Source organism: Klebsiella sp. 2019SCSN059 (assembly GCF_021739525.1).
GTDB classification, from domain to species: Bacteria; Pseudomonadota; Gammaproteobacteria; order Enterobacterales; family Enterobacteriaceae; genus Klebsiella; species Klebsiella quasipneumoniae.
Genome location: NZ_JAKKOM010000004.1, coordinates 110,378 through 135,870, shown reverse-complemented (window position 1 = coordinate 135,870; position 25,493 = coordinate 110,378). Strand labels below are relative to the sequence as shown.

General features: G+C 61.7%; 25 protein-coding genes. 14 read left to right on the top strand and 11 right to left on the bottom strand.

Annotated features, from left to right (window positions below):
* Positions 1-214 precede the first annotated feature (214 nt).
* Positions 215-1,123, top strand: a complete 909-nt coding sequence (locus L2I46_RS06935) for a helix-turn-helix domain-containing protein (RefSeq protein ID WP_110211298.1) — start codon at positions 215-217, stop codon at positions 1,121-1,123.
* 26 nt (positions 1,124-1,149) lie between these two features.
* Here L2I46_RS06935 and L2I46_RS06930 read toward each other — a convergent pair whose 3' ends face one another.
* From L2I46_RS06930 to ltnD, 5 genes are read right to left on the bottom strand one after another with little or no spacing between them, the layout of a single operon-like run.
* A complete protein-coding gene (locus L2I46_RS06930) occupies positions 1,150-2,514 on the bottom strand; it encodes a GntP family transporter (protein ID WP_102004045.1) in 1,365 nt (454 codons plus the stop codon).
* A 56-nt stretch (positions 2,515-2,570) separates the two neighbouring features.
* Positions 2,571-3,353 (bottom strand): HPr family phosphocarrier protein, encoded by a 783-nt coding sequence (locus L2I46_RS06925; RefSeq protein WP_236947660.1) that lies wholly within the window; start codon positions 3,351-3,353, stop codon positions 2,571-2,573.
* A gap of 4 nt (positions 3,354-3,357) precedes the next feature.
* Positions 3,358-3,978: a 3-oxo-tetronate 4-phosphate decarboxylase gene (otnC, locus tag L2I46_RS06920; RefSeq protein WP_023289601.1), complete on the bottom strand. Its 621-nt coding sequence runs from the start codon at positions 3,976-3,978 to the stop codon at positions 3,358-3,360.
* Complete coding sequence (gene otnK, locus L2I46_RS06915; RefSeq protein WP_101861566.1) at positions 3,971-5,236, bottom strand: 3-oxo-tetronate kinase; 1,266 nt, start codon at positions 5,234-5,236, stop codon at positions 3,971-3,973. Before otnK ends, otnC begins: the two co-directional genes overlap by 8 nt.
* A gap of 11 nt (positions 5,237-5,247) precedes the next feature.
* A complete protein-coding gene (gene ltnD / locus L2I46_RS06910; protein ID WP_236947658.1) occupies positions 5,248-6,150 on the bottom strand; it encodes an L-threonate dehydrogenase in 903 nt (300 codons plus the stop codon).
* Between the two features lie 261 nt (positions 6,151-6,411).
* Between ltnD and L2I46_RS06905 the strand changes: the two genes are divergently transcribed.
* Positions 6,412-7,173: a DeoR/GlpR family DNA-binding transcription regulator gene (locus L2I46_RS06905; protein WP_023289604.1), complete on the top strand. Its 762-nt coding sequence runs from the start codon at positions 6,412-6,414 to the stop codon at positions 7,171-7,173.
* A 20-nt stretch (positions 7,174-7,193) separates the two neighbouring features.
* Here the strand turns inward: L2I46_RS06905 and blaOKP are convergent, their stop codons facing one another.
* Positions 7,194-8,054 (bottom strand): OKP family broad-spectrum class A beta-lactamase, encoded by an 861-nt coding sequence (gene blaOKP, locus L2I46_RS06900; RefSeq protein ID WP_236947656.1) that lies wholly within the window; start codon positions 8,052-8,054, stop codon positions 7,194-7,196.
* 181 nt (positions 8,055-8,235) lie between these two features.
* Here blaOKP and L2I46_RS29515 point away from each other — a divergent pair, with 181 nt between their 5' ends.
* From L2I46_RS29515 to L2I46_RS06890, 3 genes are all read left to right on the top strand, one after another.
* Complete coding sequence (locus L2I46_RS29515) at positions 8,236-8,367, top strand: hypothetical protein (RefSeq protein ID WP_023289606.1); 132 nt, start codon at positions 8,236-8,238, stop codon at positions 8,365-8,367.
* Complete coding sequence (locus tag L2I46_RS06895; RefSeq protein WP_004205993.1) at positions 8,351-8,611, top strand: hypothetical protein; 261 nt, start codon at positions 8,351-8,353, stop codon at positions 8,609-8,611. Before L2I46_RS29515 ends, L2I46_RS06895 begins: the two co-directional genes overlap by 17 nt.
* A gap of 84 nt (positions 8,612-8,695) precedes the next feature.
* A complete protein-coding gene (locus tag L2I46_RS06890; protein WP_072420238.1) occupies positions 8,696-9,784 on the top strand; it encodes an AAA family ATPase in 1,089 nt (362 codons plus the stop codon).
* 29 nt (positions 9,785-9,813) lie between these two features.
* Here the strand turns inward: L2I46_RS06890 and L2I46_RS06885 are convergent, their stop codons facing one another.
* Both L2I46_RS06885 and L2I46_RS06880 read right to left on the bottom strand, forming a co-directional pair.
* A complete protein-coding gene (locus L2I46_RS06885) occupies positions 9,814-11,079 on the bottom strand; it encodes an MFS transporter (protein ID WP_023289608.1) in 1,266 nt (421 codons plus the stop codon).
* A gap of 54 nt (positions 11,080-11,133) precedes the next feature.
* A complete protein-coding gene (locus tag L2I46_RS06880; RefSeq protein ID WP_236947655.1) occupies positions 11,134-14,241 on the bottom strand; it encodes a beta-galactosidase in 3,108 nt (1,035 codons plus the stop codon).
* A 195-nt stretch (positions 14,242-14,436) separates the two neighbouring features.
* Between L2I46_RS06880 and L2I46_RS06875 the strand changes: the two genes are divergently transcribed.
* Both L2I46_RS06875 and L2I46_RS06870 read left to right on the top strand, forming a co-directional pair.
* Entirely contained in the window at positions 14,437-15,501 is a 1,065-nt protein-coding gene (locus L2I46_RS06875; protein WP_065806123.1) for a LacI family DNA-binding transcriptional regulator, read from the top strand.
* 264 nt (positions 15,502-15,765) lie between these two features.
* Entirely contained in the window at positions 15,766-16,206 is a 441-nt protein-coding gene (locus tag L2I46_RS06870; protein WP_236947654.1) for a GNAT family N-acetyltransferase, read from the top strand.
* Positions 16,207-16,260: 54 nt separating this feature from the next.
* On the opposite strand, the gene L2I46_RS06865 is transcribed toward L2I46_RS06870, so the two are convergent.
* Both L2I46_RS06865 and ftrA read right to left on the bottom strand, forming a co-directional pair.
* A complete protein-coding gene (locus tag L2I46_RS06865; RefSeq protein WP_004205985.1) occupies positions 16,261-16,476 on the bottom strand; it encodes a DUF4177 domain-containing protein in 216 nt (71 codons plus the stop codon).
* On the bottom strand, positions 16,445-17,542 hold the full coding sequence (gene ftrA / locus L2I46_RS06860; protein ID WP_236947653.1) for a transcriptional regulator FtrA: 1,098 nt from the start codon (positions 17,540-17,542) through the stop codon (positions 16,445-16,447). Before ftrA ends, L2I46_RS06865 begins: the two co-directional genes overlap by 32 nt.
* 67 nt (positions 17,543-17,609) lie before the next feature.
* On the opposite strand from ftrA, the gene L2I46_RS06855 reads away from it, so the two are divergent.
* The 7 genes from L2I46_RS06855 to urtE all read left to right on the top strand — a co-directional run bounded on the left by L2I46_RS06855 (position 17,610) and on the right by urtE (position 24,916).
* Entirely contained in the window at positions 17,610-18,008 is a 399-nt protein-coding gene (locus L2I46_RS06855; protein WP_023289613.1) for a rhodanese-like domain-containing protein, read from the top strand.
* 148 nt (positions 18,009-18,156) lie between these two features.
* Positions 18,157-19,260 (top strand): cobalamin-independent methionine synthase II family protein, encoded by a 1,104-nt coding sequence (locus L2I46_RS06850; protein ID WP_004205982.1) that lies wholly within the window; start codon positions 18,157-18,159, stop codon positions 19,258-19,260.
* Positions 19,261-19,430: 170 nt separating this feature from the next.
* The gene (urtA, locus tag L2I46_RS06845; protein WP_004205981.1) at positions 19,431-20,702 is read left to right on the top strand and encodes an urea ABC transporter substrate-binding protein; all 1,272 of its coding nucleotides are present in this window, start codon (positions 19,431-19,433) and stop codon (positions 20,700-20,702) included.
* A 61-nt stretch (positions 20,703-20,763) separates the two neighbouring features.
* Entirely contained in the window at positions 20,764-22,338 is a 1,575-nt protein-coding gene (gene urtB, locus L2I46_RS06840) for an urea ABC transporter permease subunit UrtB (RefSeq protein WP_101861572.1), read from the top strand.
* A complete protein-coding gene (gene urtC / locus L2I46_RS06835; protein WP_101861573.1) occupies positions 22,338-23,411 on the top strand; it encodes an urea ABC transporter permease subunit UrtC in 1,074 nt (357 codons plus the stop codon). Before urtB ends, urtC begins: the two co-directional genes overlap by 1 nt.
* A complete protein-coding gene (gene urtD, locus L2I46_RS06830; protein WP_023289616.1) occupies positions 23,411-24,208 on the top strand; it encodes an urea ABC transporter ATP-binding protein UrtD in 798 nt (265 codons plus the stop codon). Before urtC ends, urtD begins: the two co-directional genes overlap by 1 nt.
* A 9-nt stretch (positions 24,209-24,217) precedes the next feature.
* Positions 24,218-24,916, top strand: coding sequence for an urea ABC transporter ATP-binding subunit UrtE (gene urtE, locus L2I46_RS06825; RefSeq protein ID WP_236947652.1), 699 nt, complete (start codon positions 24,218-24,220; stop codon positions 24,914-24,916).
* Between the two features lie 33 nt (positions 24,917-24,949).
* Here the strand turns inward: urtE and L2I46_RS06820 are convergent, their stop codons facing one another.
* Positions 24,950-25,432: a helix-turn-helix domain-containing protein gene (locus L2I46_RS06820; protein WP_023289618.1), complete on the bottom strand. Its 483-nt coding sequence runs from the start codon at positions 25,430-25,432 to the stop codon at positions 24,950-24,952.
* Between the last annotated feature and the right edge of the window lie 61 nt (positions 25,433-25,493).

Below are 25,493 nucleotides of genomic sequence, written 5' to 3'. Positions count from 1 at the left end.
GTTTTTCATTAATGCAATATCTGCCAGGAAAAGTGAGATAACGGTGTGTTGGTATGCGAAAGTTCCTAATAAACAAAATGATAAGCCTATATTAGATGGCGTTTTAAGCACTTTAATAATTTTTTATTTTTGCGATGCATAAAAAGCTTAGTGGTAACCAGTATCTGTTGCTAAAATTAGCGGGGGATTAGATTACAGGAAGTATGTGGTACTTATGAAGCAGATGCTCTATTTAAAAATGCTGGCGTGGCTGGAGGATAATATCTACTGTAACCCGGCGATCGATGACCTGGCGCAGTATATGGGCTATTCGCGTCGGTTTGTATACGAGGTGTTTTATCAATATGGCCGGTTACCCATCGGGCAGTATATTCGCCTGCGGCGGCTGACCATCGCAGCGGTCAGTCTGCGTTTAACGCGGCAACCGATCGCCGCCATAGCCTGGCAGTTAAGTTACGATTCGCCGCAGACCTTCTCCCGGGAGTTTAAGAAACGTTTCTCGCTTTCGCCACGGGAGTACCGCTGCGCAGCGCACTGGGACACGGCAAAACTGTTAAAAAAATTCCCCACGGATGATGAGAGCCTGCCTTTGGCTCGGATCTGTTCCCTGCCGGAGCGGGTCTATTATGGCTACCCGATGAAGTATGAACTGCGCCTGTCGGATATGGTGTTGCAAAGTACCGCCAAGACGGCAATCAGGCAAAAGGTTGACCGTTTTTTCGCCGCTGGAGGCGGTTCGCTTTCCATACTCTCCGATTACGCCGCAGCGAGTCAAAATGAGCTTAACGTCGAGGTTAACGCCTTCGTCGGTTGTCACGAGGCGCGAAAGCCGTCGTCCGCGTTGACCACCCGGTCGGGGCTGTATGTGGGGGTTGAATTCTACGGCAGCTGGTCACGCTATGCCCGTTTGTCCAGCGATCTCTATCTGAATCAGTTGCCAACGCTGGGGGTAAGCCGTCGGGATGGGCATGACATTGAATGCTTCATGACCCGTCATGCGGAAGGAGGAGAGGCAGAGGAGAAGCGCTATCACGTACGCTATTTTATACCGGTGACGCTGTCAGCGGGAGGCCAGCTGCCGGGCAGCGATAATGAGTTAGTCCCCGCGAAGGGGACACGATAAGGTGGCCGGAGCCACCCGGGTGAATATTACAGTACAAACCACAGCAGCCAGGTGATCAGGAAGCCCGTCACCCCCATGATGGTGGTCAGTACGGTCCAGGTTTTGAGTCCGTCCGGCACCGAGAGCCCGAGATAGCGCGTGACCACCCAGAACCCGGCGTCGTTAACGTGCGATAACCCGAGCGAGCCGAAACAGGTCGCCAGCGTCACCAGCACCAGCTGCAGCGGCTCCAGCCCGACGACCGCCTGTGACAACAGGCCGGAGGTGGTAAGGATCGCCACGGTGGCCGAGCCCTGCGAGGCCCGAAGCACCAGCGACAGCAGGAAAGCGGCGGGCATCAGCGGCAGATGAATCGTCTCCAGCGCCTCGGCTAAGGCATTGCCGATGCCGGAGGCGACCAGCACCCCGCCAAAGGCGCCGCCGGCGCCGGCGACGAGGATCACGTCCGCCGAGGAGGGGATCGCGCTGCCGGTGACTTCTCCCAGCTTTTTCAGGTTCATTCCCCGCCGGATGCCCAGCGTCCAGCTGGCCAGCCCCAGGGAGATCAGCAGGGCGACGGGCGGGGTGCCAATGACGGTCATCAGCTGGCGAATCGCGTTATCCGGCAGCAGCAGGGCCTGACACAGCGTTCCGGAAACAATCAGCACGATGGGCACCACGATCAGCCCGCCGATAACCAGCGCATTCGGCGGCGCCAGTCGGGTCTGCTGGGCGTTGACGGAGAGGTCGGGCACCTCGGCCGTTTGCTGCTGTTCCAGCACGTTAATCGACAGATGATAATGGCGCTGATTGATAGACCGGGCGACAAAATAGCCCACGATACCCACGACGATCGACACTCCAATTCCCGCCAGCATCAACCAGCCGACATCGCTATGCAGAATACCTGCCGCAGCCGCCGCGCCAGGGTGGGTTGGCAACGCCACATGGACGGTTAACATCACTCCGGCCATCGGCAGGCCAAATTTCAGCGGCGACAGATGGGCAACTTTACTGAAGCCGTAAATTAACGGAATGATGATAATAAAGCCGACTTCAAAGAAGACTGGCGTGCCGAGAATAAAAGCCACGATGGTTAAGGCGGCAATAGTCCGTTTAGAACCCAGCACGCCGGTCAGCGTTTTCGCCAGCGATTCGGCGCCGCCGGATATTTCAATAAGCACCCCCAGCATTGATCCCAAAATAATTATGCTGGCGATGTGGCCGAGCAGGCCGCCCATGCCTTTTTCAATGGTGGTAATGATTTTATCCGTCGGAATGCCGGTGGCGAACGCCACCAGCAGGCTGACGATCAGGAGTGCCACAAAAGGATGCGCTTTCGCTTTGATCACCAGCAGGAGCAACAGCACTACGCTGGCTAACGCAATAAGTAACAGCGCCGATGTCGACATAGTTTTGCCTCGGGTATTAACAGGTGTACAGAGAGTTATATTTTTAGAACCGCGCTTTATTTTTTCCGGTAGGGCGAGAACCATTCCAGTCCGGAAAGGGTATCCGCCCTGGGGATATATTCGCAGCCGATCCAACCGTCATAGCCGACGTTATTCAGCAACGCATAGATCCATGAATAATTAATCTCGCCCTCGTCCGGTTCATGGCGGTCGGGCAGGGAGGCTATCTGAATATGGCGGTACTGACCGGCATACTCGGTAATAAGATGGCTTAAATTGCCGTCCACTTTCTGCGCATGAAACAGATCTAACTGCACGGCGATGTTTGGCCGGTCGACCCGCTGCGCTATCTCCAGCGTCTGATATTGACTGTGGTAGAAATAGCCCGGTTTGGTCTGCGGATTCAGGGCTTCAATAAGCGCCCGCTTGCCGTGGCGGGCAAAGCGCTCAGCGGCGTAGCGCAGGTTATCGAAAAGCTCCGCCTCGCAGGCCGCGCGATCCATCCCCGGCTGCACCACGCCGGCCATAATATGCACCTGCGGACAATCCAGCTGGCAGGCATACTCCAGCGCCAGCTCGATATCACCCCGGGCCTCAGCGCTCCTGCCCGGTAGGGCGGCGAGTCCCCATTCCCCGGCGTTAACGTCGCCGGGCGGGGTATTGAACAGCACCAGCTGCAGCTGGTTTTCCTGCAGGCGCTGTTTAATTTCCCCGGCGGCATACTCATAGGGGAACAGAAACTCCACGGCTTCGAAACCGGCGCGGGCGGCGGCGGCAAAGCGGTCCAGGAACGGCAGTTCGGTAAACAGCATGGATAAATTTGCAGCGAATTTTGGCATGGTTTTATCTCAGTTCATCCACTTCGTCAGCGGTCAGGTAACGGATCTCGCGATTGCCGAGGGTAAACATCAGCCGCGCGGTCTCTTCCAGCTCTTCGGTATTATTGGTGGCTTCGCGCAGCGATGAGCCAGTGACCACCGGACCATGGTTGGCCAGTAAAAAGGCGTTATAGCGCGGCGCCAGGCCGGCCAGCGCCTCGGCAATGCGGTCGTCGCCCGGTCGGTAGTAGGGAACCACCGGGACGTCGCCGACCCGCATCACCACGTAGGGAGTAAAGGGGCGAATGCAATTCTGCGGATCGAGCCCCTGCAGGCAGGAGAGCGCGGTCAGATAGTGGCTATGCAAGTGGACGATCGCCTTGCAGGCCGGGTTATGCAAATAGACCGCCCGGTGAAAAGCGATCTCTTTCGACGGTTTGTCGCCGGCGATCCATTCGCCTTGCAGGGTGACCACCGACAACCGCTGGGCCTGCAGCTCGCCCAGGCAGGAGCCGGTCGGCGTCGCCAGCAGGTTGCCGTCCGGCAGCAGGAGCGACAGATTGCCGGCGGAGCCGGTGGCATAACCGCGGTTAAACAACGAGGCGCCAATCTGCACCATCTCATCTCGCAGCTGTTGCTCAGTCATGACAAAACTCCTGCTGGGCACGGGCAAAGAACTGGATATCGCCGAAATTACCTGACTTCAGCGCCAGGGAGAGCGGCTGGCGGGTGTCACGCACCCAGGGAACCCCAGGGGAGATCGTCGGCCCGATATGGAACGCCTCGACCCCCAGCGTCTGCGCCACGATGCTCGACGTTTCCCCTCCGGCCACAATAAACCGGGTGAATCCTTTCTCCTTCAGCGCGGCGGCGAGGGCGGCGAACAGCTGTTCGATCCGTTCGCTGCTGGCCTTGTCGCCATACTGCGCCTGGATCCGCTGCAGCGTTTGCGGCTCAGTCGTGGCATAGACCATCGGCGCCAGCGGCGAATCGCGGTTTGCGTCCACCCAGGCCGCCAGCGTCCCGGCATAGCCCTCCAGATCGGTAAAGCAGGCGCTTAAGTCGACGGCGCGGGCGGGAGCCTGTTCACGATAGGCCGCCACCTGGCTGTTGGTCATCAGCGAACAGGAGCCCGAGAGCACTACCGCCGGGCCGGGCAGCGGCATGCCCGCCTGGGATCCTTCACCCTGGGTTCCGTGGCGCTGCGCCCAGTCGCGGGCGAGGCCGATGGCGAGACCAGAGCCGCCGGAGACCAGCTTCATTTCCCGCAGCGCCGCCCCCTGGGTCAGCAAATGCTGTTCACTGAGGGCGTCGAGCACCACATAGCGCACCGCCGGGTCGCTGATTGCCGCCAGCGCGGCAGCGACCGCCTCCGGCCCCTGATCGATAATCGGCCAGGCGATCAGCGCCGCTTTTCCGCCGCCCTGGCGCTCGATTAAGCGGCCCAGGTGGGCATCCTCCATCGGCGTCACCGGATGGTGGCGCATCCCGGACTCATTCAGTAACTGCTGGCCGACAAACAGATACCCCTGATAGACCGTGCGGCCGTTTACCGGCAGCGCCGGGGAAATCACCGTCCGGGTCTCGCCCAGCTCTGCCAGTAGAGCATCCAGTACCGGGCCAATGTTGCCCTGCGCGGTGCTGTCGAACGTGGAACAATACTTAAAATAAAATTGCTGACAGCCCCGGGCCTGCAGCCAGCGCAGGGTCGCCAGCGACTGGCTGACGGCGGTTTCCACCGGGCAGGAGCGCGTTTTCAGGCTGATCACCACCGCTTCGCTGGTCAGCGGCAGTTCGTGGGGCGGTACGCCGTTTAGCTGCACCGTCGGCATGCCATTGCGTACGAGGAAGCTGGCAATATCCGTGGCGCCGGTAAAGTCATCGGCAATGACACCAAGCTGCATCTTGTCTCTCCTCACTGTTTATGGCCCGGCAGGGTAATGCCGTTGAAGATCTTGATCACCGCGCTGTCATCTTCCCGGCCGAATCCGGCGTTGCTGGCGGAGGTGAACATATTCAGCGCGGTGGTGGCGAGCGGCAGCGGGAAGGTCAGCGCCCGGGCGGTGTCATTCACCAGGCCGAGATCTTTGACAAAAATATCGACGGCGGATTTTGGCGAGTAATCGCCATCCAGAACGTGCTGCATACGATTCTCAAACATCCACGAATTACCCGCCGCGTGGGTCACCACGTCGTACATCGTTTCCAGCGGGATGCCGGCGCGGGCGGCGAGGGCCATCGCTTCGGCGGCGACGGCGATATGCACCCCGGCCAGCAGCTGATGGATGATTTTTACCGTCGAACCGAGGCCAATGTCGCTCCCGATGCGATAGACTTTGCCGGCCACCGCGTCCAGCACTGGCGCGAGGCGGGCGAAGACGGCATCGCTCCCGGAGGCCATCACCGTCATGTCGCCGGCGGCCGCTTTCACCGCGCCGCCCGATACCGGCGCGTCGAGCATCAATAGCTGGTATTCCGCCAGCGCCGCGGCAATCGCCTGGGCATCGGCGGAGGCGATGGTTGACGACACCATCACCGCGGTACCCGGCTTCAGATGGCCGGCGAGGCCGCTTTCGCCGAACAGGATCCCCCGAACCTGGGCGGCATTGACCACCAGCAGCACGACCGCCTCCAGCTCAGCGGCGAAAGGCACCGCGCTGGGGCCTGCGCCTTTGGCGCCCGCCTCCAGCAGCGCGCGGCAGTTGTCGGGATTGATGTCCACCCCCCAGGTGTTCAGGCCCGCCTGCAGGCAGGCGCGGGCGGCGCCCATGCCCATCGAACCCAGTCCAATCACGCAGACGTTAGTGTGTGCAGTCATGCCGGTCTCCTTGTGAATATTCGTTAATTAATGTGATTTAATGATAGAATAAAGCGTTGTCATGTGAAATTATGTGAGAGTTATCACGAATAACCCACATGAATATAAAAAATTCACAGACGGAAAGTGGCTGCGCGACGGCGATTCTTGCCCTAAAATAGCGTAAAAACAGCGGTCAAGCAGCGATAACAGCACAGGGGATCTTCAGGTTCCCGGCGTGAGTGGTAAGCTCTGGTGTGAAAAAATGGTAAGGGGAGAGCGGTGATTCCAATAGAACGTCATCAGCGTATTTTAGCCCTGGTGGAGCAGCGTGGGGCGGTGAGCATTAATGAGCTGACGGAGATCCTCGGCGTGTCCCATATGACTATCCGTCGCGACGTCAGTAAGCTGGAAGAACAGGGGCTGCTGGTCAGCGTCTCGGGCGGCGTGCGCGCCGTCAGCCGCCTGGCCGCAGAGCCCAGTCATCTGGTGAAAAGCACTCTACAGAGTGAAGAGAAACAGGCCATCGGCGCGCTGGCGGCCAGTCACATCGCCAAAAACAGCTGCATCTATCTCGATGCCGGCACCACCACCCTGGCGCTGGCGCGGGCGATCCTCGACCGGGACGACCTGCAGGTGGTCACCAACGATTTTGAGATAACCCAGCTGCTGATCGATGCCAGCCAGTGCGGCGTGATCCACACCGGCGGCACCCTGTGCCGGGAGAACCGCTCCTGCGTCGGCGAGTCGGCGGCGCGGACCTTGCGCCACCTGGCTATCGATACGGCCTTTATCTCCGCCAGCGGCTGGGACAGCCGCGGGATTTTCACCCCTGATGAGAACAAGGTCACCGTCAAGGAGACCGTCAGCCAGGTCAGCGCCAGAAGCATCCTGCTGTGCGACAGTTCGAAATACAATCAGGTGGCCACGTTTATGGCGTTACCCTTGACCCGCTTTACCACCATCATTACCGACCGGCATCTCTCCGATGCTGCCGCCACACATATCGCCCGGCACGCTTGCGAGGTGCTGCGCGCCGGGTAAGGCATGCGGCCTTCACCGGGCTAGCGCTGCCAGTGCTCGATCAGCGCCGCGCCTATTCTGGCGATCTGCTGGTTACGCTCGGCCATGGTCGCCGGCGTATCCCGCAGATAGATCACCACGATGCGCTCCGCTTTGCCGTTCGGGCCGAGCAGGGCGACAATGCCACGTGAGCCCCGCTCGCCGGCCCCGGTTTTATCGGCGATAAACCAGCCCGCCGGCAGCACGGCGCGGATCAGCGGACCGGCTACCTGGTCGTCCACCATCCACTGCAGCAGCTGCTGCTGCGAACGGGCGCTCAGAGTGTGGCTGGTTAGCAGCTTGCGCAGGGTGGCGGCCATGCTGGCTGGGGTGGTGGTGTCGCGCACGTCGCCGGGAAGCGCTTCATTGAGCTCCGTTTCCCAGCGGTCAAGGCGGGTGACGTTGTCACCGATCTGGCGCAGAAAAGCGGTCAATCCAGCGGGGCCGCCAACGCTCTTCAACAGCAGATTGCCGGCGCTGTTGTCGCTCATGGTGATGGCGGCGGCGCAGAGTTCGCCAACGGTCATCCCGTCGGCAAGGTGTTTTTCGCTGACCGGGGAGTAGTCCACCAGATCCTGCTGGCGGTAGCGGATCCGCCGATCCAGCTGTTCGTCTCCGGCATCCACCCGGGCCAGCACCGCGCCGCAGAGCAGCACTTTAAAGGTGCTCATCAGCGGAAAGCGCTCATTGGCGCGCCAGGCGGCCAGCGTGCGGCCGCTGACCAGATCCATTTCAACATAGCCCACGCGGCCCGCCAGCTGACTTTCGCTGCGTGTAATTTGCTCAAGCGGCGGAGGGCTGGCGAATACCGCCAGTGGCAGGGCGGCAATCAGGGAGATAAGGCACAGGCGAACATAACGCATAACCGCAATACTTCCTTGAATCAGGGCCATTAAAGGCGAGTAGAGGAGTGATAAAATAGAATAACCTGGCGTTTTGCTGATTCACAATTCCTCTTTTTTCCTTCATCATTTGTCATCTTTTATTTCGAATAATCAATATTTAGCTCAGCCTAAGCACGCTATTTTTTGACTCAAGGCCGCAATGAACTATAAGAAAGTACTTAAGACCGCACTCTGGCTGGCGCCGCTGTTTGCTGACGATACGCCCGCCGCGCTGCGCGGTTTGCCAATGATCTATGCCATCCCGGGAGGAACTGGTGCACCCGATAATTAAGGTCATGCTGGTGGGCGGTAAGGCGGATGGACTGCTGGTCAGCGTCGCCGACGATGCGACCGAGGTCTCAGTGACCCCTGCGCAATACGGTGCGCCGTCCGGCCAGCCGCTCAGCTATCGTATCGTGAGTCAAACCATTGACGATGAACGCTATTTCTTTGGCGTTTTCAGTGACGCCCATCAGGATAGCGACAAGCTGACGCGGGTGGCGCTGACCCGCGGAATGAAAAAAATGTTTTGTTAAACCCGGTCGAAGAGAGGGGGCGATAGTATCCCTGCCGCGGCTTTGCTACTGTGGCAGCCTTCTCTCTCCGGGCCAGGAAGCATCATGATTCAGTACATCCGTATTCAAAACTTTCGCTCAGTCAGGGATATCGCGCTGGAGCTGGGGCCGCTGAACATTGTCTTCGGCCCTAACGGCTGCGGCAAATCCAATATTTACAACGCTATCCATCTGTTGACCGCGGCTGCCGACGGCAGGCTGTCGGGATTTATCAGCGAAGAGGGGGGCCTTGAAAATATGATGTGGTCCGGAGATCGTTCTCCCCTCGATCGCCATCCCCGCCGGCTGCAAATCGCCTGTCGGACGGAGAGCTTTGATTATGAACTGCAGGTTGGTTTCCCGGAAAAATTGCCCTATCCGACGCAGTTCATGCTCGATCCTATCGTCAAAGAAGAGAACATCTGGCTGGCGGGCTATTCCCGTCGGCCTTCCTCCCGCGTACTGCAGCGTAAGAATCAGGCGGCGTTCCTCGTCGATGTCGCCGGGGAGAAAAGCACCTTCACCGAGAGTATTTATGAAAACGAGTCGGTGTTCGGTCAGCTTGGCGAGCCGCACCGTTTTCCTGAGGTGTCGCGGGTGCGCGAGACCCTGCGCCGCTGGCGGTTTTACCATGAATTCGCTATCGGCCGCCACTCACCGCTGCGCCAGCCGGCCGTCGGCTACCGTTCGCCGGTGCTCGACAGCGACGGCCATAATCTGGCGGCCGCCTTTCAGACCATTGTCGAGATCGGCGCGGAGGAGATTTTGCACGAGATCCTCGCCGACGCCTTTCCCGGCTGCCAGTTTTACTCTGAGAACGAGCACTCGCGTTTCGCGCTGAAAATGCGCCGGGAGGGGATCCGCCGCCCGCTGCTGGCGGCGGAGATGTCCGACGGCACGCTGCGTTTTCTCTGCCTCGCCGTCGCGCTGCTCAGCCCGCGCCCGCCGGCCTTTCTAGCGATCAATGAACCGGAAAACAGCCTGCATCGCGACATGCTCCCGGCGCTGGCCAGGCTGATCGTCGAGGCCTCCCGCTACAGCCAGATCTGGCTGACCAGCCACTCGGCAGAGCTGGCGGATCTTATCGCCGCCGGGGCTGCCTGCCAGCGCTATGCGCTGGAGAATAGCGGCGGAGAGACGCGCATTGTGGAGTGAACCCCGTCATCCCTGACGGGCGCGCCCGGTCAGGCGGGGGTCTGCGTCTCCGCTGCCGGCAGCAGGCTTTTGCCGCCGCGTAAGGTGATGAACGAGAGCAGGGTAAAGCTCAGGGTGATGCAGCCGAGGATCAGATAGGCCTGATGGAAGCCGACGGTGTCGTACATCCGGCCCACCCAGGCGGAAAGTACCACCCCTGAGAGCTGTTTCGACAGGTTAAAGCCGATCAGAAACAGGGTGGCTGAGAGCCGCGGGTTAAAGGCGGAGGAGATATATTTAAAGGTCCCGACCAGCAGGAAGGGGATCTCAAACATATGCAGCATCTTGAGGATCACCACCTCCACCGCCGATGAGGCAAAAGACGACCCGAGAATACGCACCGACATGATCATCCCCGCGGTCAGCAGGGCGTTTTTGGCCCCGATACGGTTAACGATGGCCGGGGCGCAGAACATGATCACGGCATTGAGCAGCTCGCCACCGGTGGTGACGAAGCCAAACACTTCGGTACCGCGCTGCGGACTGGCGAAGAAGCTTTTGAAAAAGTTAGCAAATTGCTGGTCAAACACGTCGTAGACGCTGGCGACCCCCACCACATAGACGATAAAGCCCCAGAAGCGCGGCATACGCAGCAGCTCTGCCGCCGTGCGCAGCGAAAAGGCCTGGCGATTGGCCCCGAGCGCCTCGATAACCTGGGCGCTGTTGCTGCTTTCCGGACGCGACAGCCAGAGCAGAAGACCCAGCACCAGCGCAAAGCCGGAGGCGATCCAGAAGGTAATATTGGGGTCGATGCCGAACAGCACGCCGGTTATCGAGGCGCACAGCGCCCAGCCGACGCAGCCAGCGACCCGCACTTTGCCATATTCAAAGCGGTTTGCCCGGCTGACGCGCTCGATATAGGCTTCCACCGCCCCGGAGCCGCTGGAGAAAACAATCCCCAGGTAGATCCCGCCCACCAGCGAACCGGCGATAATATTCATCTGCAGCAGCGGGGAGAAAACGAAAATAAAGAACGGCGCGAACAGAATTAACAGCACCGTAATAGTCCACAGCAGATGTTTGCGCAGGCCGAGCTTATCCGACATTAAACCAAATACCGGCTGAAAAATAATCGCGAACAACGAGATGGAGGAGAAGACGATCCCGGTTTCCGTTTTGGTTAAATGGTTAACGTCCGCCAGCCACACCGGGAAAAACGGGAAATAGGCCGACATAATGAAATAGTAAAAGAAAAAGAACAGCAGGAAATAGACAAAATTATGCCGTTCTCGCGGCGCCAGTTCAGAGAATTTCATCACCATGATCCCTTGTTATTCTGTTTGTAGGGTGGGGGCTGCCGCCCCCACGGATTAAAGGCAACGCAATGAGACCTCGTACTGCCAGCGCGTTTGGGTCAGGAGCCACTGCGGCAGCACGCTTGGGGTCCAGGAGTCATCGCCTCCCACCCCCATATGCAGGCCGTCAAGGGTGATCCACACGCCGTCTTCGGCCTGCATCTTGTGCCAGTGGTCGGTCTCCATCAGCTGACGGGTGCTCCACGGCAGAACGGAGAAGTGGAAATGACCGCTGACGTGCCAGCGTCCCCAGTCCAGCGCCTGAGTATCACAGCGCAGGCCGTTTTCCGTCGGGAAGATGTAGGGGGTGGTCATCGCCGCCAGCGGCTGCTCCCAGCGGGCGAAGCAGGCGCTGCTCCGCCGGTCGGGGTAGTTCTCATGCGGCCCCAGCCCCAGCCAGCTCACCGGCGCCTGCTGATCCGCCACCTGGAAGTGCAGCCCGACCCGCGGCAGCGGCGGCAGCGTTTCCGCGCGCTCGCCGTCCACCGCCAGCCGCACCGTTCCGTCCGCGGTAAAGCGCAGACGCCAGTGGCTGACAATCACCACCTCGTTGCCGCGCAGGTAGTGCCAGCGGCTGTCGACAAGGGTCTCATTCGCCAGACGCTGGGCGTCGCACTGCACGCAGCGCGCCTCAAGGTCGAACAGGCCGGCGCTTTTCCAGCGCTCCACCCAGGCGTTGGGGTCGATGCGCTCCACTTCGCTGACCCCGATGTCGTTGTCGAGCGGCGCACGGATAAACTGATCCCGCAGGGGGGTCAGCAGCTGCTCCTGACCGGCAACCGACCAGCCACTCAGCAAACCGGTCCGGCGATCGACGGTCCAGCACTGCGTGCCGGCGCGGATCTGCCAGGCCTCATCGCTGACGATAAGATCCGGGGCGCCGGCTGGCACCGTGGGCGCAGGCAGCGCCAGCGGCGCCGGCAGGGGATATTGCTGCCAGGCGACGCGATGATCCGCCGGGGACCAGGCTGTCGCCTGGGGCTGGACCACCTCCAGCGTCAGCCACACGGCGCGGGCGCCTGGCGGCAGGATCAGACTGTCGAGCAGCGTTATCTCGTCGCTGCCCTCAGGAGGGAGCGCCAGCGTCAGGTTGCCGTGGTACAGGGTTTCACCGGCCGCCTGCACCTGCCAGCGCAGCGCTTCGTTATCGGTCTGGCGGAACAGGTATTCGCTGGCGATGCGCACCCGCAGCGGCGAAGTCGACAGCAGGGCGAACTGGAAATACTGCTGGGCGTGCTTCGCCTCGACCAGCGACGGATGCGGCGTGCGATCGGGGAACACCAGGCCGTTCATACAGAACTGGCGATCGTTCGGCTTATCGCCAAAGTCGCCGCCGTAGGCCCAGCCGACGCTGCCGTCGTCAAAGATTTTGCGGATCGCCTGGTCGGCCCAGTCCCAGATAAACCCGCCCTGCAGCCGCGGATACTCGCGGAAGGCCTGCCAGTAATCGGCGAAGTTGCCGAGGCTGTTGCCCATCGCGTGGGCGTACTCGCAGAGGATCAGCGGCCGCTGCTCGCCGGGCAGGCTGATCCATTTTTTGATCCCCCACTTCGGTACCGCCGGGATCGGCTGGTCGCGTTCGACGCGGGCGTACATCGGACAGATAATATCGGTGGCGGTGGTATCCGCGCCGCCGCCCTCGTACTGCACCGGACGGGTCGGGTCGTTACGCTTCAGCCAGTGGTACAGCGCTTCGTGGTTGCCGCCGCCGCCGGATTCGTTGCCCAGCGACCAGATGATAATGCACGGATGGTTGCGGTTGCTCTGTACCATCCGGGTGACGCGGGCGCTGAAGGCTGGCAGCCACGCCGGATCGTCTGACAGCCGATTCATCGGCACCATGCCGTGGGTTTCAATATTGGCTTCATCGACCACGTACAGACCGTAGCGGTTGCACAGCTCATACCAGCGCGGGGCGTTGGGGTAGTGCGAGCAGCGGACGGCGTTAAAGTTGTTCTGCTTCATCAACAGAATGTCCTGCACCATATCCGCCTCGCTGACCACCTGACCGCGTAAATGGTGGTGTTCATGGCGGTTAACGCCGCGGATCAGCAGCGGTTTGCCGTTAAGGCGCAGCAGGCCGTCGGCGATCTCGATGCGGCGAAAACCGATATCCCACGCCTCTGCCTCCAGCAATGCCTCGCCGCGCCACAGGGTGACCACCGCCCGGTAGCAATCCGGGGTTTCCGCGCTCCAGTGCGCCGGCGCTGCCACCGCCAGGGAGAAATCGACCCGTTCGGCGTAACGGCCGCGCTCATCCACCGTCGGGGTGCCTAACGGCTGACGGTGGGCAACGACAGGCTGCTCGCCGCGCCACAGGCTAACCCCGACGCTGAGCCCGGCAAGCGCCGCCTCTGTCGCCTCGACGGTCGCCTGGACCTGCAGAGTGCCGTCGCGGCAGAGGGCGTCAAGGGTCGGCGTCAGCTGGACGTCGCTCAGCCGCTGGTGCGGCTTATTCAGCAGCCACACCGAGCGGAAAATACCGCTCATCCGCCACATATCCTGGTCTTCCAGCCAGCTGCCGGCGCTCCAGCGCATGACCATCACGCACAGGCGGTTGTCGCCCGGACGCAGAAAAGGGCTGAGATCGAACGCCGCCGGCAGGCGGCTATCCTGGGAGTAACCGACCCAGGCGCCGTTGCACCAGAGATGAAAGGCCGAGTTAACGCCGTCGAAAATAATCTGCGTCTGCCCGTCCGCGCGCCAGGCGTCATCGATCGCAACGTGCAGGGAGTAACAGCCGGTTGGGTTATCCTCCGGCACCCGCGGCGGGGTGGTGTCGATGGGGTAGCGGACGTTAGTGTAGATCGGCGCGTCATAGCCCTCCATCTGCCAGTTAGAGGGCACCGGCGTGCCGCGGCTGCCCGGCAGGTCCTGCGTCAGCCACTGCGCATCGACGGCAAACGGGCTGCGGGCGTAAGCAAATTGCCACTCGCCGTCCAGCTGACGACGATGGGGCGAAGGATGATTATCGCGGGCGGCAAGCTCATCGCGCCAGCTGGCGAACGCAGGATGGGCCGGCAGGCGGTTGAGATGGGTAATGGTCTGGTTCTGCCAGTCTTCGCGGGCGAGGACGGCGTGGAAGTCAGGCGCGTGGCGGCGACTGGTATCGCTTATTGGCATAGTAATCCCCGGTAAGTCAAAAAATGTCGATCGCTAAACAGGATGAAGAACGTTATCGGGTAATTTGTTTTTTCCAGCAACGACGGCGGAAATGAAATTAACAGACGATCACGAAAGCGGGGGTAATACGCTGTTTTTTGTCGTGCGTTAAACATAAAATGTTAGCGCACGACATTTTGTCGATGAGGAGAAACTATGCCGCGTCGTACCGCAACCCTGGAGGATGTCGCCCGCGCGGCGGGCGTCTCCCAACAGACGGTCTCCCGGGTCCTGAACCGTCCGGAAGTGGTGTCAGCCCGCACCCGCGAGCAGGTGATCCGCGCAATGCAGACGCTGCACTACGTGCCTAACCGCTCGGCGCAGCTGCTCGCCGGCAAAGCGGCGCCCTCCATTGGGCTGATTACCGCCTCGTTGACCCTGCATGCCCCCTCGCAGATCGCCGCCGCGGTAAAGAGCCATGCCAGCCTGCACCAGCTGGAGGTGGCGATAGCGATGCCAGCGCAGGCCGACTTCGCCGCGCTGCAGGCCCGGCTGGACGAACTGCGCGCCCAGCATATTCGCGGGGTGATCGTCAGCCTGCCGCTGGAGAGCGCCACCGCCGAGCGGCTGGTTAAAGAGAACCCGGATATGGCCTGCCTGTTTCTTGACGTCTCCCCGGAGGCCGATGTCTGCTGCGTGCGCTTCGACCATCGCGACGGCTGCGGAGCCTGCGTGCGCCATCTGTGGGAGCTCGGGCATCGCGAATTCGGCCTGCTGGCGGGGCCGGAAAGTTCGGTTTCCGCCCGACTGCGTCTCGCCAGCTGGCGCGAGGCGCTGCACAGCCTGAACATTGCCCGTTCAACCACGGTGTTCGGTGACTGGAGCGCCGCCAGCGGCTGGCAGAAAACCTTCGAACTGCTGCACCTCCAGCCGCGGATCAGCGCCATTGTGGTGGCCAACGATCAGATGGCGCTCGGGGTACTCAGCGCGCTGGCCCAGCTCAATCGCAGCGGCAGCCAGGCGGTATCGGTGACCGGCTATGACGACACCGCCGACAGTCTCTACTTTCAGCCGCCGCTCACCACGGTGGCGCAGGACTTTGATCTGCTGGGCAAACGAGCCGTGGAGCGGCTGATTGCTCTGATGGCGGCCCCGCAGATGCGGATCCGCGAGCTGCTGCCGACCCGGCTCATCGTGCGCCAGTCGGCGTGGCCGCTCGCCGCCGCGGAGGACCGGCAGCAGACCCTGGCGCAGCTGAAAGCGTTGGTGGAGAAGCTTTAGCCGCAGGCCGTTGAGGATTTATTGAGGTTGACCATGCTATCCTCGGGATCAAACGTAGAGAGGTCAGGATCCTCTGCCTGCGAAAAATGCAAAATACAATCTATCCATGCAAGCATTGATTTACCGCCAGTCACATGGCGGTTTTTTTTTGCCTCACCCCCGTTTTCCGCGTTCTTTCGTTGGATTTTTCGCCTGGCATCCCCGGCGGCGGCATGCTACATCTTTCTTCCGGGATAGATGCCGAACACGGCGGGAGACAAGGTCATGATGGTGATTGAGGGCAAAGAGGCGATGGCGCGGGTAGACTGGCGGCGGGTGCGGACCATCGTCGCCGAGGCCGGGCTGAATGAACGTGATGTTCAGCAACTGGAGCAGGCGTTTCGCCAGAGCACCTTCTGCTGGTTCGGCTATGAGAACGGTCAGCTGATTGCCGTGGCGCGCGCCATCAGCGACTGCACCTGGAGCAGCTACTTATCGGATGTGGCGATCGTCCCCGACCGACAGGGGCAGGGTTACGGACAACAGCTGATGCTGGCGGTCCAGGAGCAGCTGCTGCCCTTTGGCAAAATCTTTATCTATGCGGTGGCCGATAAAATCGCGTTCTATCAGCGTTTTGGTTTTGCCATGCTGACCACCGGGATGGTCTGCGCTGGCGATGAGGGCATGCGCAAAATGCACGAGCAGGGCTATATTCGCCAGCCCTGAGCGCGGATGCCGGGCAACGCCTGGCTTAAGCGTGTAAACCAGGCGCAGGCGCCGTTACAGGGGCCTTTCAAGCACAAACAGATACGCTTCCCGCGACCAGAACAGGGCGGTACGGCGGCGCTCCACCGACATGGTTTTTACCTCCCAGCCCTCGCGGGTATAGCTGCTGAGAAACTGGCTCATTTTGTCAGGGTCGGCTTTGGCTTCGCCAAAAAACAGGCTGCCCAGCAGGCCCTCTTTATAGATCACTACCCGACACTCTTTCTTCATCATCGACTATCCTGGCGACCGGTTTACTGTGGCCGTCTATTGTCCGTGGCTGCGAGGATTTTGCAATCGGAGAAGTAGCAAACTGTTTACGGTACTGCAGCGGGCTTAGCGCGAAGCGCAGGCGAAAATGGTGGCGCAGGGTGCCAGCGCTGGCAAATCCGCAGCGCTCAGCGATCTGGTCGATGCCCATCGCGCTCTCCGTCAGGTGCTGACGGGCGCGCAGCAGACGCTCCTCCAGCAGCCAGCGTGCGGGGGTTTTACCAGTGGCCTCTTCAAAGCGGCGCAAAAAGGTGCGCGTCCCCATGCCGGCGCGCTGCGCGAGGGAGGCGACGGTGTGGCTGGCGGCGAGATGCTGGTGCAGATAATCAAACAGCTGGCCAAGGCGCAGGCTCTCCCGGCTGCGGGCCACCGGACGCAGGACCTGCTGCGCCTGACCGCCATCGCGATGGGGAGAGACCACCAGGCGGCGAGCGACCACATTCGCTGCCTCGCTGCCGAAATCCTCGCGCACCAGATGCAGACAGAGATCGATCCCCGCCGCGCTGCCGGCGGACGTCATCAGCAAATCATCGCCTACGTAAAGGACATCCTCCACCACCTGGATCTGCGGAAAACGGGACTGCAGCGCCGCGGTGTAGCGCCAGTGGGTTGTCGCCTGGCGGCCATTGAGCAGCCCGGCGGCGGCGAGAACGAACACTCCGGAACAGATGGAGATTATTCGGCATCCGCGGGCGTGAGCGGCGGCCAGGGCGGCGCACAGCGCTTCGGGGACCGGGGCGTCGATGCCGCGCCAGCCCGGGACCACGATGGTCTGCGCCTGGGCGAGAAGCTCAGGGCCGCCGTCGGTCATCAGGCGGACCCCGCCGGTGGCTCTCAGAGGCCCTTCATCGACGGCGGCGACGGCGAACTGGTACCAGCGCTCGCCCATTTCCGGGCGCGGCAGGCCGAAGATCTCCACGGCCACGCCAAACTCAAACGTGCACAGGCCATCGTAGGCGAGGGCTACCACGCGGTGAGGTGACGGTGTCACCGAAGGGGTTGTCAGGATGTTAGCGTTTTCTGTCATGGTTGCCGGCAGATAAGGGTGATGGGCGTCAGTAAAGTAGTGTTATCACAGACAAGGAGAAGACGCCATGAGTGTAGTAAGCCAATTTACCCCCGCCACCTCCGCCGAGGCTATCCGCTGGTTCCGCCATAAGCTGCATCTCGAGACCGACTGCGCCGATGTGCACAGCGCCCAGCGTGCCGGCGAGGTCGACTTTGTCCTGCTGCACGTGGTCGGCAGCGAGGAGGCCTTCGCCAGGCGTCACCTGCCCGGCGCGCTGCATCTTCCGCACAGCCAGATCAGCGCCGAGAGAATGGCGGCCTGGCCGGCGGAGACCCTGTTTGTGGTCTATTGCGCCGGGCCGCACTGCAACGGTGCCGACGTTGCCGCGCTGAAGCTGGCCGAACTGGGGCGGCCGGTGAAAATGATGCTCGGCGGGATCACCGGCTGGGAAGATGAAGGTTATGCGTTTGTCGCCGGTAAGTGAATATATTTCATGTACCATGAAATATTCTCGTTTGCGGCCCGTCGACCTGCATGCCAGTATCTGGACATATAGCCATCCAGAAGTCTAAAAATTCAAATAATGAACTATCACGGTGGGCAACTAACGCGCCCACCGCTAAGGAGACAGCATGCAACGTCAACAGGCCCCGTTCCGCGCAGACATCGTCGGCAGTTTTTTGCGTCCGGACAGTATCAAACAGGCGCGTCAGCAGCTGGCGGAGGGGCTGATCGACGCCGGTCAGCTGCGCGAAATTGAGAATAACGCTATCCGTCATCTGGTCCAGCAGCAGTGCGACTGCGGCCTGCACGTGGTCACCGACGGCGAGTTTCGTCGCGCATGGTGGCATTTCGATTTCTTCGACGGCCTGCAGGGCGTTGAGCGTTACGATGCCGAGCAGGGGATCCAGTTCAACGGCGTGCAGACCAAAGCCCACGGCGTGCGCGTTACCGGCAAGCTGGCGTTCGGCGACCACCCGATGCTGGAGGATTTCCGCTATCTGAAAAGCATCAGCGGCGACGCGCAGCCGAAGATGACCATTCCCAGCCCGAGCGTGCTGCACTTCCGCGGCGGTCGGAAAGATATTGATGCCACCGTTTACCCGGATCTCAGCGACTACTTCGACGACCTGGCCACCACCTGGCGCGATGCGATCCGCGCCTTTTATGACGCCGGCTGTCGCTATCTGCAGCTGGACGATACCGTCTGGGCCTATCTGTGCTCCGATGCCCAGCGTCAGCAGGTGCGCGAGCGCGGCGACGATCCGGATGCGCTGGCGCGCATTTATGCCCGGGTGCTGAACCAGGCGCTGGAGGGCAAACCGGCCGATCTGACGGTGGGCCTCCACGTCTGCCGGGGTAATTTCCGCTCAACCTGGATCTCGGAGGGCGGTTATGAGCCGGTGGCCGAGGTGCTGTTTGGCGGCGTCAATGTCGATGCCTTCTTCCTCGAATATGACAACGACCGCTCCGGGGATTTCGCGCCGCTGCGCTTTATTCGTCCCGGCCATCAGCAGGTGGTCCTCGGGTTGATCACCACCAAAAACGGCGAGCTGGAGAACCCGCAGGGGGTCAAAGCGCGTCTCGCCGAGGCGGCGCAGTATGTTCCGCTTGAGCAGATCTGCCTGAGTCCGCAGTGCGGTTTCGCCTCCACGGAAGAGGGTAACGCCCTCAGCGAAGACCAGCAGTGGCAAAAAGTTCGCCTTGTGACCGCCATCGCCGCCGACGTCTGGTAATGCCTTTCTTAGCGCAGCGTTGCACCGTGATGAGGCAACGCTGCCATCTCCTTCGTCTCCGCCCTCCGCCTGCGCCGCATCCCGCTGTTCTCACAACCTGGCACCGTTTTTGCCTTATCACCTCTGGTTAGCTGTTAATTCTTTATTTTTGCGCTACTCAGGAGTGAATCATGCAACGAAGAACGTTATTAAAAGCTTTTGCACTCTCCGCCTCTGTAATGGCTATGGGTCTCTCATTCCAGGCCTATGCCGCCGACACCATTAAAGTCGGGATTATGCATTCGCTCTCCGGGACGATGGCGATTTCCGAAACGCCGCTGAAGGACGTCGCCCTGATGGCCATCGACGACATCAACGCCAAAGGCGGGGTGCTGGGCAAAAAGCTGGAGCCGGTAGTGGTCGACCCGGCCTCCAACTGGCCGCTGTTCGCCGAGAAGGCGCGCCAGCTGCTGGCCCAGGACAAGGTGGCGGTGGTGTTCGGCTGCTGGACCTCGGTCTCGCGTAAATCGGTGCTACCGGTGTTTGAGGAGCTGAACGGCCTGCTGTTCTACCCGGTACAGTACGAAGGGGAAGAGATGTCCCCCAACGTCTTCTATACCGGCGCGGCGCCTAACCAGCAGGCCATCCCGGCGGTGGAATACCTGCTGAGCGAGGACGGCGGCGGCGCCAAACGCTTCTTCCTGCTGGGAACCGACTACGTCTATCCGCGCACCACCAACAAGATCCTTCGCGCCTTCCTGCATGCCAAAGGGATCCAGGACAAAGATATCGAAGAAGTCTACACCCCGTTCGGCTATAGCGATTACCAGACCATCGTCGCCAATATCAAAAAATTCTCCGCCGGCGGCAAAACGGCGGTGGTCTCCACCATCAACGGCGATTCCAACGTGCCTTTCTACAAAGAGCTGGCTAACCAGGGTCTGAAAGCGACCGACGTGCCGGTGGTGGCCTTCTCGGTGGGGGAAGAGGAGCTGCGCGGTATCGATACCAAACCGCTGGTCGGCAACCTCGCGGCATGGAACTACTTTGAGTCGGTGGATAACCCGACCAATAAAGCCTTTGTCGCCGACTATCGCGCTTACGCCAAAGCGCACAAGCTGCCGAATGCCGATACGGTGGTGACCAACGACCCGATGGAGGCGACCTGGGTGGGTCTGCATATGTGGGCGCAGGCGGTGACCAAAGCCGGCACCACCGACGTGGACAAAGTGCGCGACGCCATGGCCGGGCAAACCTTTAAAGCGCCGTCCGGTTTTACCCTGACGATGGATGCCACCAACCACCATCTGCATAAGCCGGTGATGATCGGTGAAATCGAAGGCAACGGCCAGTTCAATGTGGTCTGGCAGACCGATGAGCCCGTCCGCGCGCAGCCGTGGAGTCCGTGGATCCCCGGTAATGATAAGAAACCTGACCATCCGGTGAAAACCGTCAGCCAGTAAGCGCCAGGGCCGACGGGGCGGGAGCGTCGCGCCCGTCGGCCGCTGACCAGAGGAGAACGACATGAACGCATTGCGTCTCATGAGTGTGTTGGCGCTGCTGCTGAGCTTGCTGCCATGGCGGGCGCAGGCCGCGGAGGCGGATGATTTCGTCGCCGCCAGCCGCAGCCAGCAGGCGCAGCTGTTGACCCAGTGGGCGGCAGCGCCGCAGGCGGATCGCCTGCCGTTGCTGCGGGCGTTAACCAGCGAGAGCCTGGTGATGGACGACGGAAAACATGCCTTCCGCGCCCGACAGGGCGGCTTACAACCGCTGGGCGCCGCCGCCGCGCCGCAGGGCGACACCCGGCCGGTCCGTCTGACCAACCGCCTGCGCAATCTGGCTGCCGGCGCGCTGGCCAGCCATCTTATTTTAAGTGACAACGTCACAGATCGAGCGTCCGCGGCGCGCACCCTGCAGCGGGAAGCGACCCCGGCCATGGCCGCCCTGCTGCGGCAGCGGCTGAAGGCGGAAAGCGATGATAATGTGCGGGGCCTGCTGGAGGTGGCGCTGGCGCGCCTGCAGTTGACTCAGCCTGAGGCCAGCGCGCGGCTGGCCGCGGTGACGCTGCTCGGCCATTCCGCAGACCCGGAAACCCAGGCGCTGCTGATCCCCTTTACCGATGCCAAGCATGAGCCGGATGCGGCGGTGCGCGAGGCGGCCAGCGACAGCCTGCAAAAGATCAAACATCGTCTGCTGCTCGGCGATCTGCTGGGCCAGGCCTTTATGGGGCTGTCGCTGGGCTCGGTGCTGCTGCTGGCCGCGCTGGGGCTGGCGATCACCTACGGCCTGCTGGGGGTGATTAACATGGCCCATGGCGAGATGCTGATGATCGGCGCCTACAGCTGCTGGCTGGTACAGCAGGTCCTGGCGCAGCTCGCGCCGCAGTGGCTGGCCTTTTATCCGCTGGTCGCGCTGCCGGTGGCCTTCCTGGTCACCGCCGGGATCGGCATGGCGCTCGAGCGCACCATTATTCGTCATCTGTATGGTCGGCCGCTGGAGACGCTGCTCGCCACCTGGGGGATCAGCCTGATGCTTATTCAACTGGTGCGGATGCTGTTCGGCGCCCAGAACGTGGAGGTGGCGAACCCCGCCTGGCTCTCCGGCGGCGTGCAGGTCCTGCCGAACCTGATCCTGCCGTGGAACCGGCTGGCGGTGCTGGCGTTCGTCCTGCTGGTGCTGTGCTTCACCTGGCTCATCCTGAACCGCACCCGCCTCGGAATGAACGTCCGCGCCGTGACGCAGAACCGGGCGATGGCCGCCTGCTGCGGCGTGCCTACCGGGCGGGTGGATATGCTGGCCTTTGGTCTTGGCTCCGGTATTGCCGGGCTGGGCGGCGTGGCGCTGTCGCAGCTTGGCAACGTCGGCCCGGAGCTGGGTCAGGGCTATATCATCGACTCGTTCCTGGTGGTGGTCCTGGGCGGCGTCGGCCAGCTGGCCGGCAGCGTGGCGGCAGCCTTTGGGCTGGGCATTTTCAACAAAATTCTTGAACCTCAGATGGGCGCGGTGCTGGGCAAGATCCTGATCCTGGTGATGATTATTCTGTTTATTCAGAAACGCCCGCAGGGCCTGTTCGCGTTGAAAGGGAGGGTGATTGACTGATGAGCCAACCCATTACCTTAACGCTGGCGCAGCGCGCGCCGCGGCCTCTGCGCTGGCTGGGGGTCCTGTTAGTGCTGGGGCTGCTGAGCATGCCATTCCTGGCGCTGCTGCCGGCCTCCCATCCGCTGGCGGTGCCGAGCTGGCTGCTGACCCTGAGCGGCAAAATCCTCTGCTACGCCATCGTGGCGGTGGCGCTGGATCTGGTCTGGGGCTACGCGGGTATGCTATCCCTTGGCCACGGGATTTTCTTTGCCCTCGGCGGGTACGCCATGGGCATGTACCTGATGCGCCAGGCGGCGGGGGACGGTCTGCCGGCGTTCATGTCTTTTCTCTCCTGGACCGAGCTGCCCTGGTTCTGGTGGGGCACGCAGCATTTCGCCTGGGCGATGGCGCTGGTGGTGCTGGTTCCCGGCCTGCTGGCGCTGGTTTTCGGCTGGTTCGCCTTCCGCTCGAAGATCAAAGGGGTCTATTTCTCGATCATGACCCAGGCCTTGACCTATGCCGGTATGCTGCTGTTCTTTCGCAACGAGACCGGGTTTGGCGGTAACAACGGCTTCACCGGATTTACCACGCTGCTGGGCTTTCCGGTCACCGCCACCGGCACCCGGGCGGCGCTGTTTATGGCCACGGTCCTGCTGCTGTTGCTGACCCTGTGGCTGGGCTCGGCGCTGGCGCAGAGTAAGTTTGGCCGCATCCTCACCGCGGTGCGGGATGCCGAGAACCGCCTGATGTTCTGCGGGTACGACCCGCGCGGCTTCAAGCTGCTGGTGTGGACGCTGTCGGCGGTGCTCTGCGGCCTGGCGGGGGCGTTATACGTCCCGCAGGTGGGGATCATCAACCCCAGCGAAATGTCGCCGACCAACTCCATCGAGGCCGCCATCTGGGTGGCGCTCGGCGGGCGCGGCACCCTGATCGGCCCGGTGCTTGGCGCCGGACTGGTCAATGGCGCGAAAAGCATTTTCACCGTGGCGATGCCGGAGTACTGGCAGCTGTTTCTCGGCCTCATGTTCATCATCGTGACCCTGTTTCTACCCCGCGGGGTGATGGGTCTGCTGCGTCGAGGAGACCGCTAATGCAACCGGATGAAGGACTGTTTACCCGCCAGCTGCCCGGAGATCGCTTCCGTGCGCAAACCGACCCGGTACTGCAGCTGGAGAACATTAACGTCAGCTTTGACGGTTTCCGGGCGCTGACGGATCTGTCGCTGGCGATAGGCGTCGGCGAGCTGCGCTGCGTGATCGGCCCCAACGGCGCGGGCAAGACCACCCTGATGGACGTGATCACCGGCAAAACCCGGCCGCAGAGCGGCAAAGCGATCTATGACCAGTCGGTGGATCTGACCACTCTCGACCCGGTGGCCATCGCCCGCCAGGGTATCGGGCGCAAGTTTCAAAAGCCGACGGTCTTCGAAGCGCTGACGGTGGCGGAAAATCTCGCCCTGGCGATGAAGGGGGATAAATCGGTGTGGGCCAGCCTGCGCGCCCGGCTGAGCAGCGAACAGGACGATCGGCTGAATGAGGTGCTGCGCCTGCTGCGCCTCGACGGCGAACGCTACCGCCAGGCGGGTCTGCTGTCCCATGGCCAGAAACAGTTTCTTGAGATCGGCATGCTGCTGGTGCAGGAGCCGCATCTGCTGCTGCTTGATGAGCCAGCGGCCGGCATGACCGATGCGGAAACCGAATATACCGCGGAGCTGTTTCGCACGCTGGCCGGACAGCACTCCCTGATGGTGGTGGAGCACGACATGGGGTTTGTCGAGACCATCGCCGACCGGGTGACGGTCCTGCATCAGGGCCAGGTGCTGGCGGAGGGGTCGCTGCGGGAGGTGCAGGCCAATGAGCAGGTCATTGAAGTTTATCTGGGACGTTAAGGAGCGCCAATGTTACAGGTGAGTCAGTTACATCAGTACTACGGCGGGAGCCACATCTTGCGCGGGGTGGATTTTACCGCCCGTCAGGGCGAGGTCACCTGCCTGCTGGGGCGCAACGGCGTCGGTAAGACCACGTTGCTGAAATGTCTGATGGGGCTTATTCCGGCGCGTAGCGGCGAGGTGCGCTGGCAGGATCAGAACATCACCCACCGTAAACCGCACCAGCGGGTGCAGGCCGGGGTGGCCTACGTCCCCCAGGGACGCGAGATTTTTCCGCGCCTGACGGTGGAAGAAAATCTGCTGATGGGGCTGTCGCGCTTTCCCGCCCGCGAGGCGCAGCAGGTGCCGGAGGAGATTTACCAGCTTTTCCCGGTGCTCAAGACCATGAGGCAGCGGCGGGGCGGTGACTTATCCGGCGGTCAGCAGCAGCAGCTGGCGATCGGCCGCGCGCTGGCCAGCCGTCCGCAGCTGCTGATCCTCGATGAGCCCACCGAGGGGATCCAGCCCTCGGTCATCAAAGAGATTGGCGAGGTGATCCGTCAACTGGCGAGCCGCGGGGATATGGCCATTCTGCTGGTGGAGCAATTCTATGACTTTGCCGCCGGGCTGGCGGACCACTACCTGGTGATGTCGCGCGGCGCCATCGTCCAGCAGGGAAAGGGCGGAGATATGGAAAACGACGGCGTGCGCGCCCTGGTGACTATCTGATCGGGCCGGCGGCGCGCGCCGCCGGTTTCCATGCTATTTACGCAGCAGCCGCTGCAGGCGCGCCTGGCGCCAGTTTTTGATCCATTCGCCAAAGACGAACAGACGTAATCCTCTCACCACCAGCAGAGCGCCCCAGATCAGGGCGACCCAGCCGGACCAGTAGTACTGCGGGTTCGTGTACCGGTTGAGCACCGCCAGCAGCACGCAGACCACCAGCGCCACCGACAGCGAACGAAAAAAGCGACTCTCCTGCTGCACCCGCGCTTTCGCTTCCTCTATACGCAGATCCAGCGAAGCTTGCGGACCCGGCGCGCCTTCCCGCGAGGCTTCGCCGCCGATCTCGGCCACCGTCACCTCAAAGACCGCGGCGAGGGCGCTGAGGGTCTCCAGCCCCGGGCGTTCGCCATTTTCAATGCGCTGGATCGTGCGGACGCTGAGCCCCGCCATTTCGGCCAGCTGTTCCTGGGACCAGGCGCGCTGCAGCCGTAATTGTTTGACCTGATTGATGCTGTTCATATTCATATGCTCCATGACGTTCTGGGGATGTAAACCTGTGATGGAGTATGGAAAAGCGGGC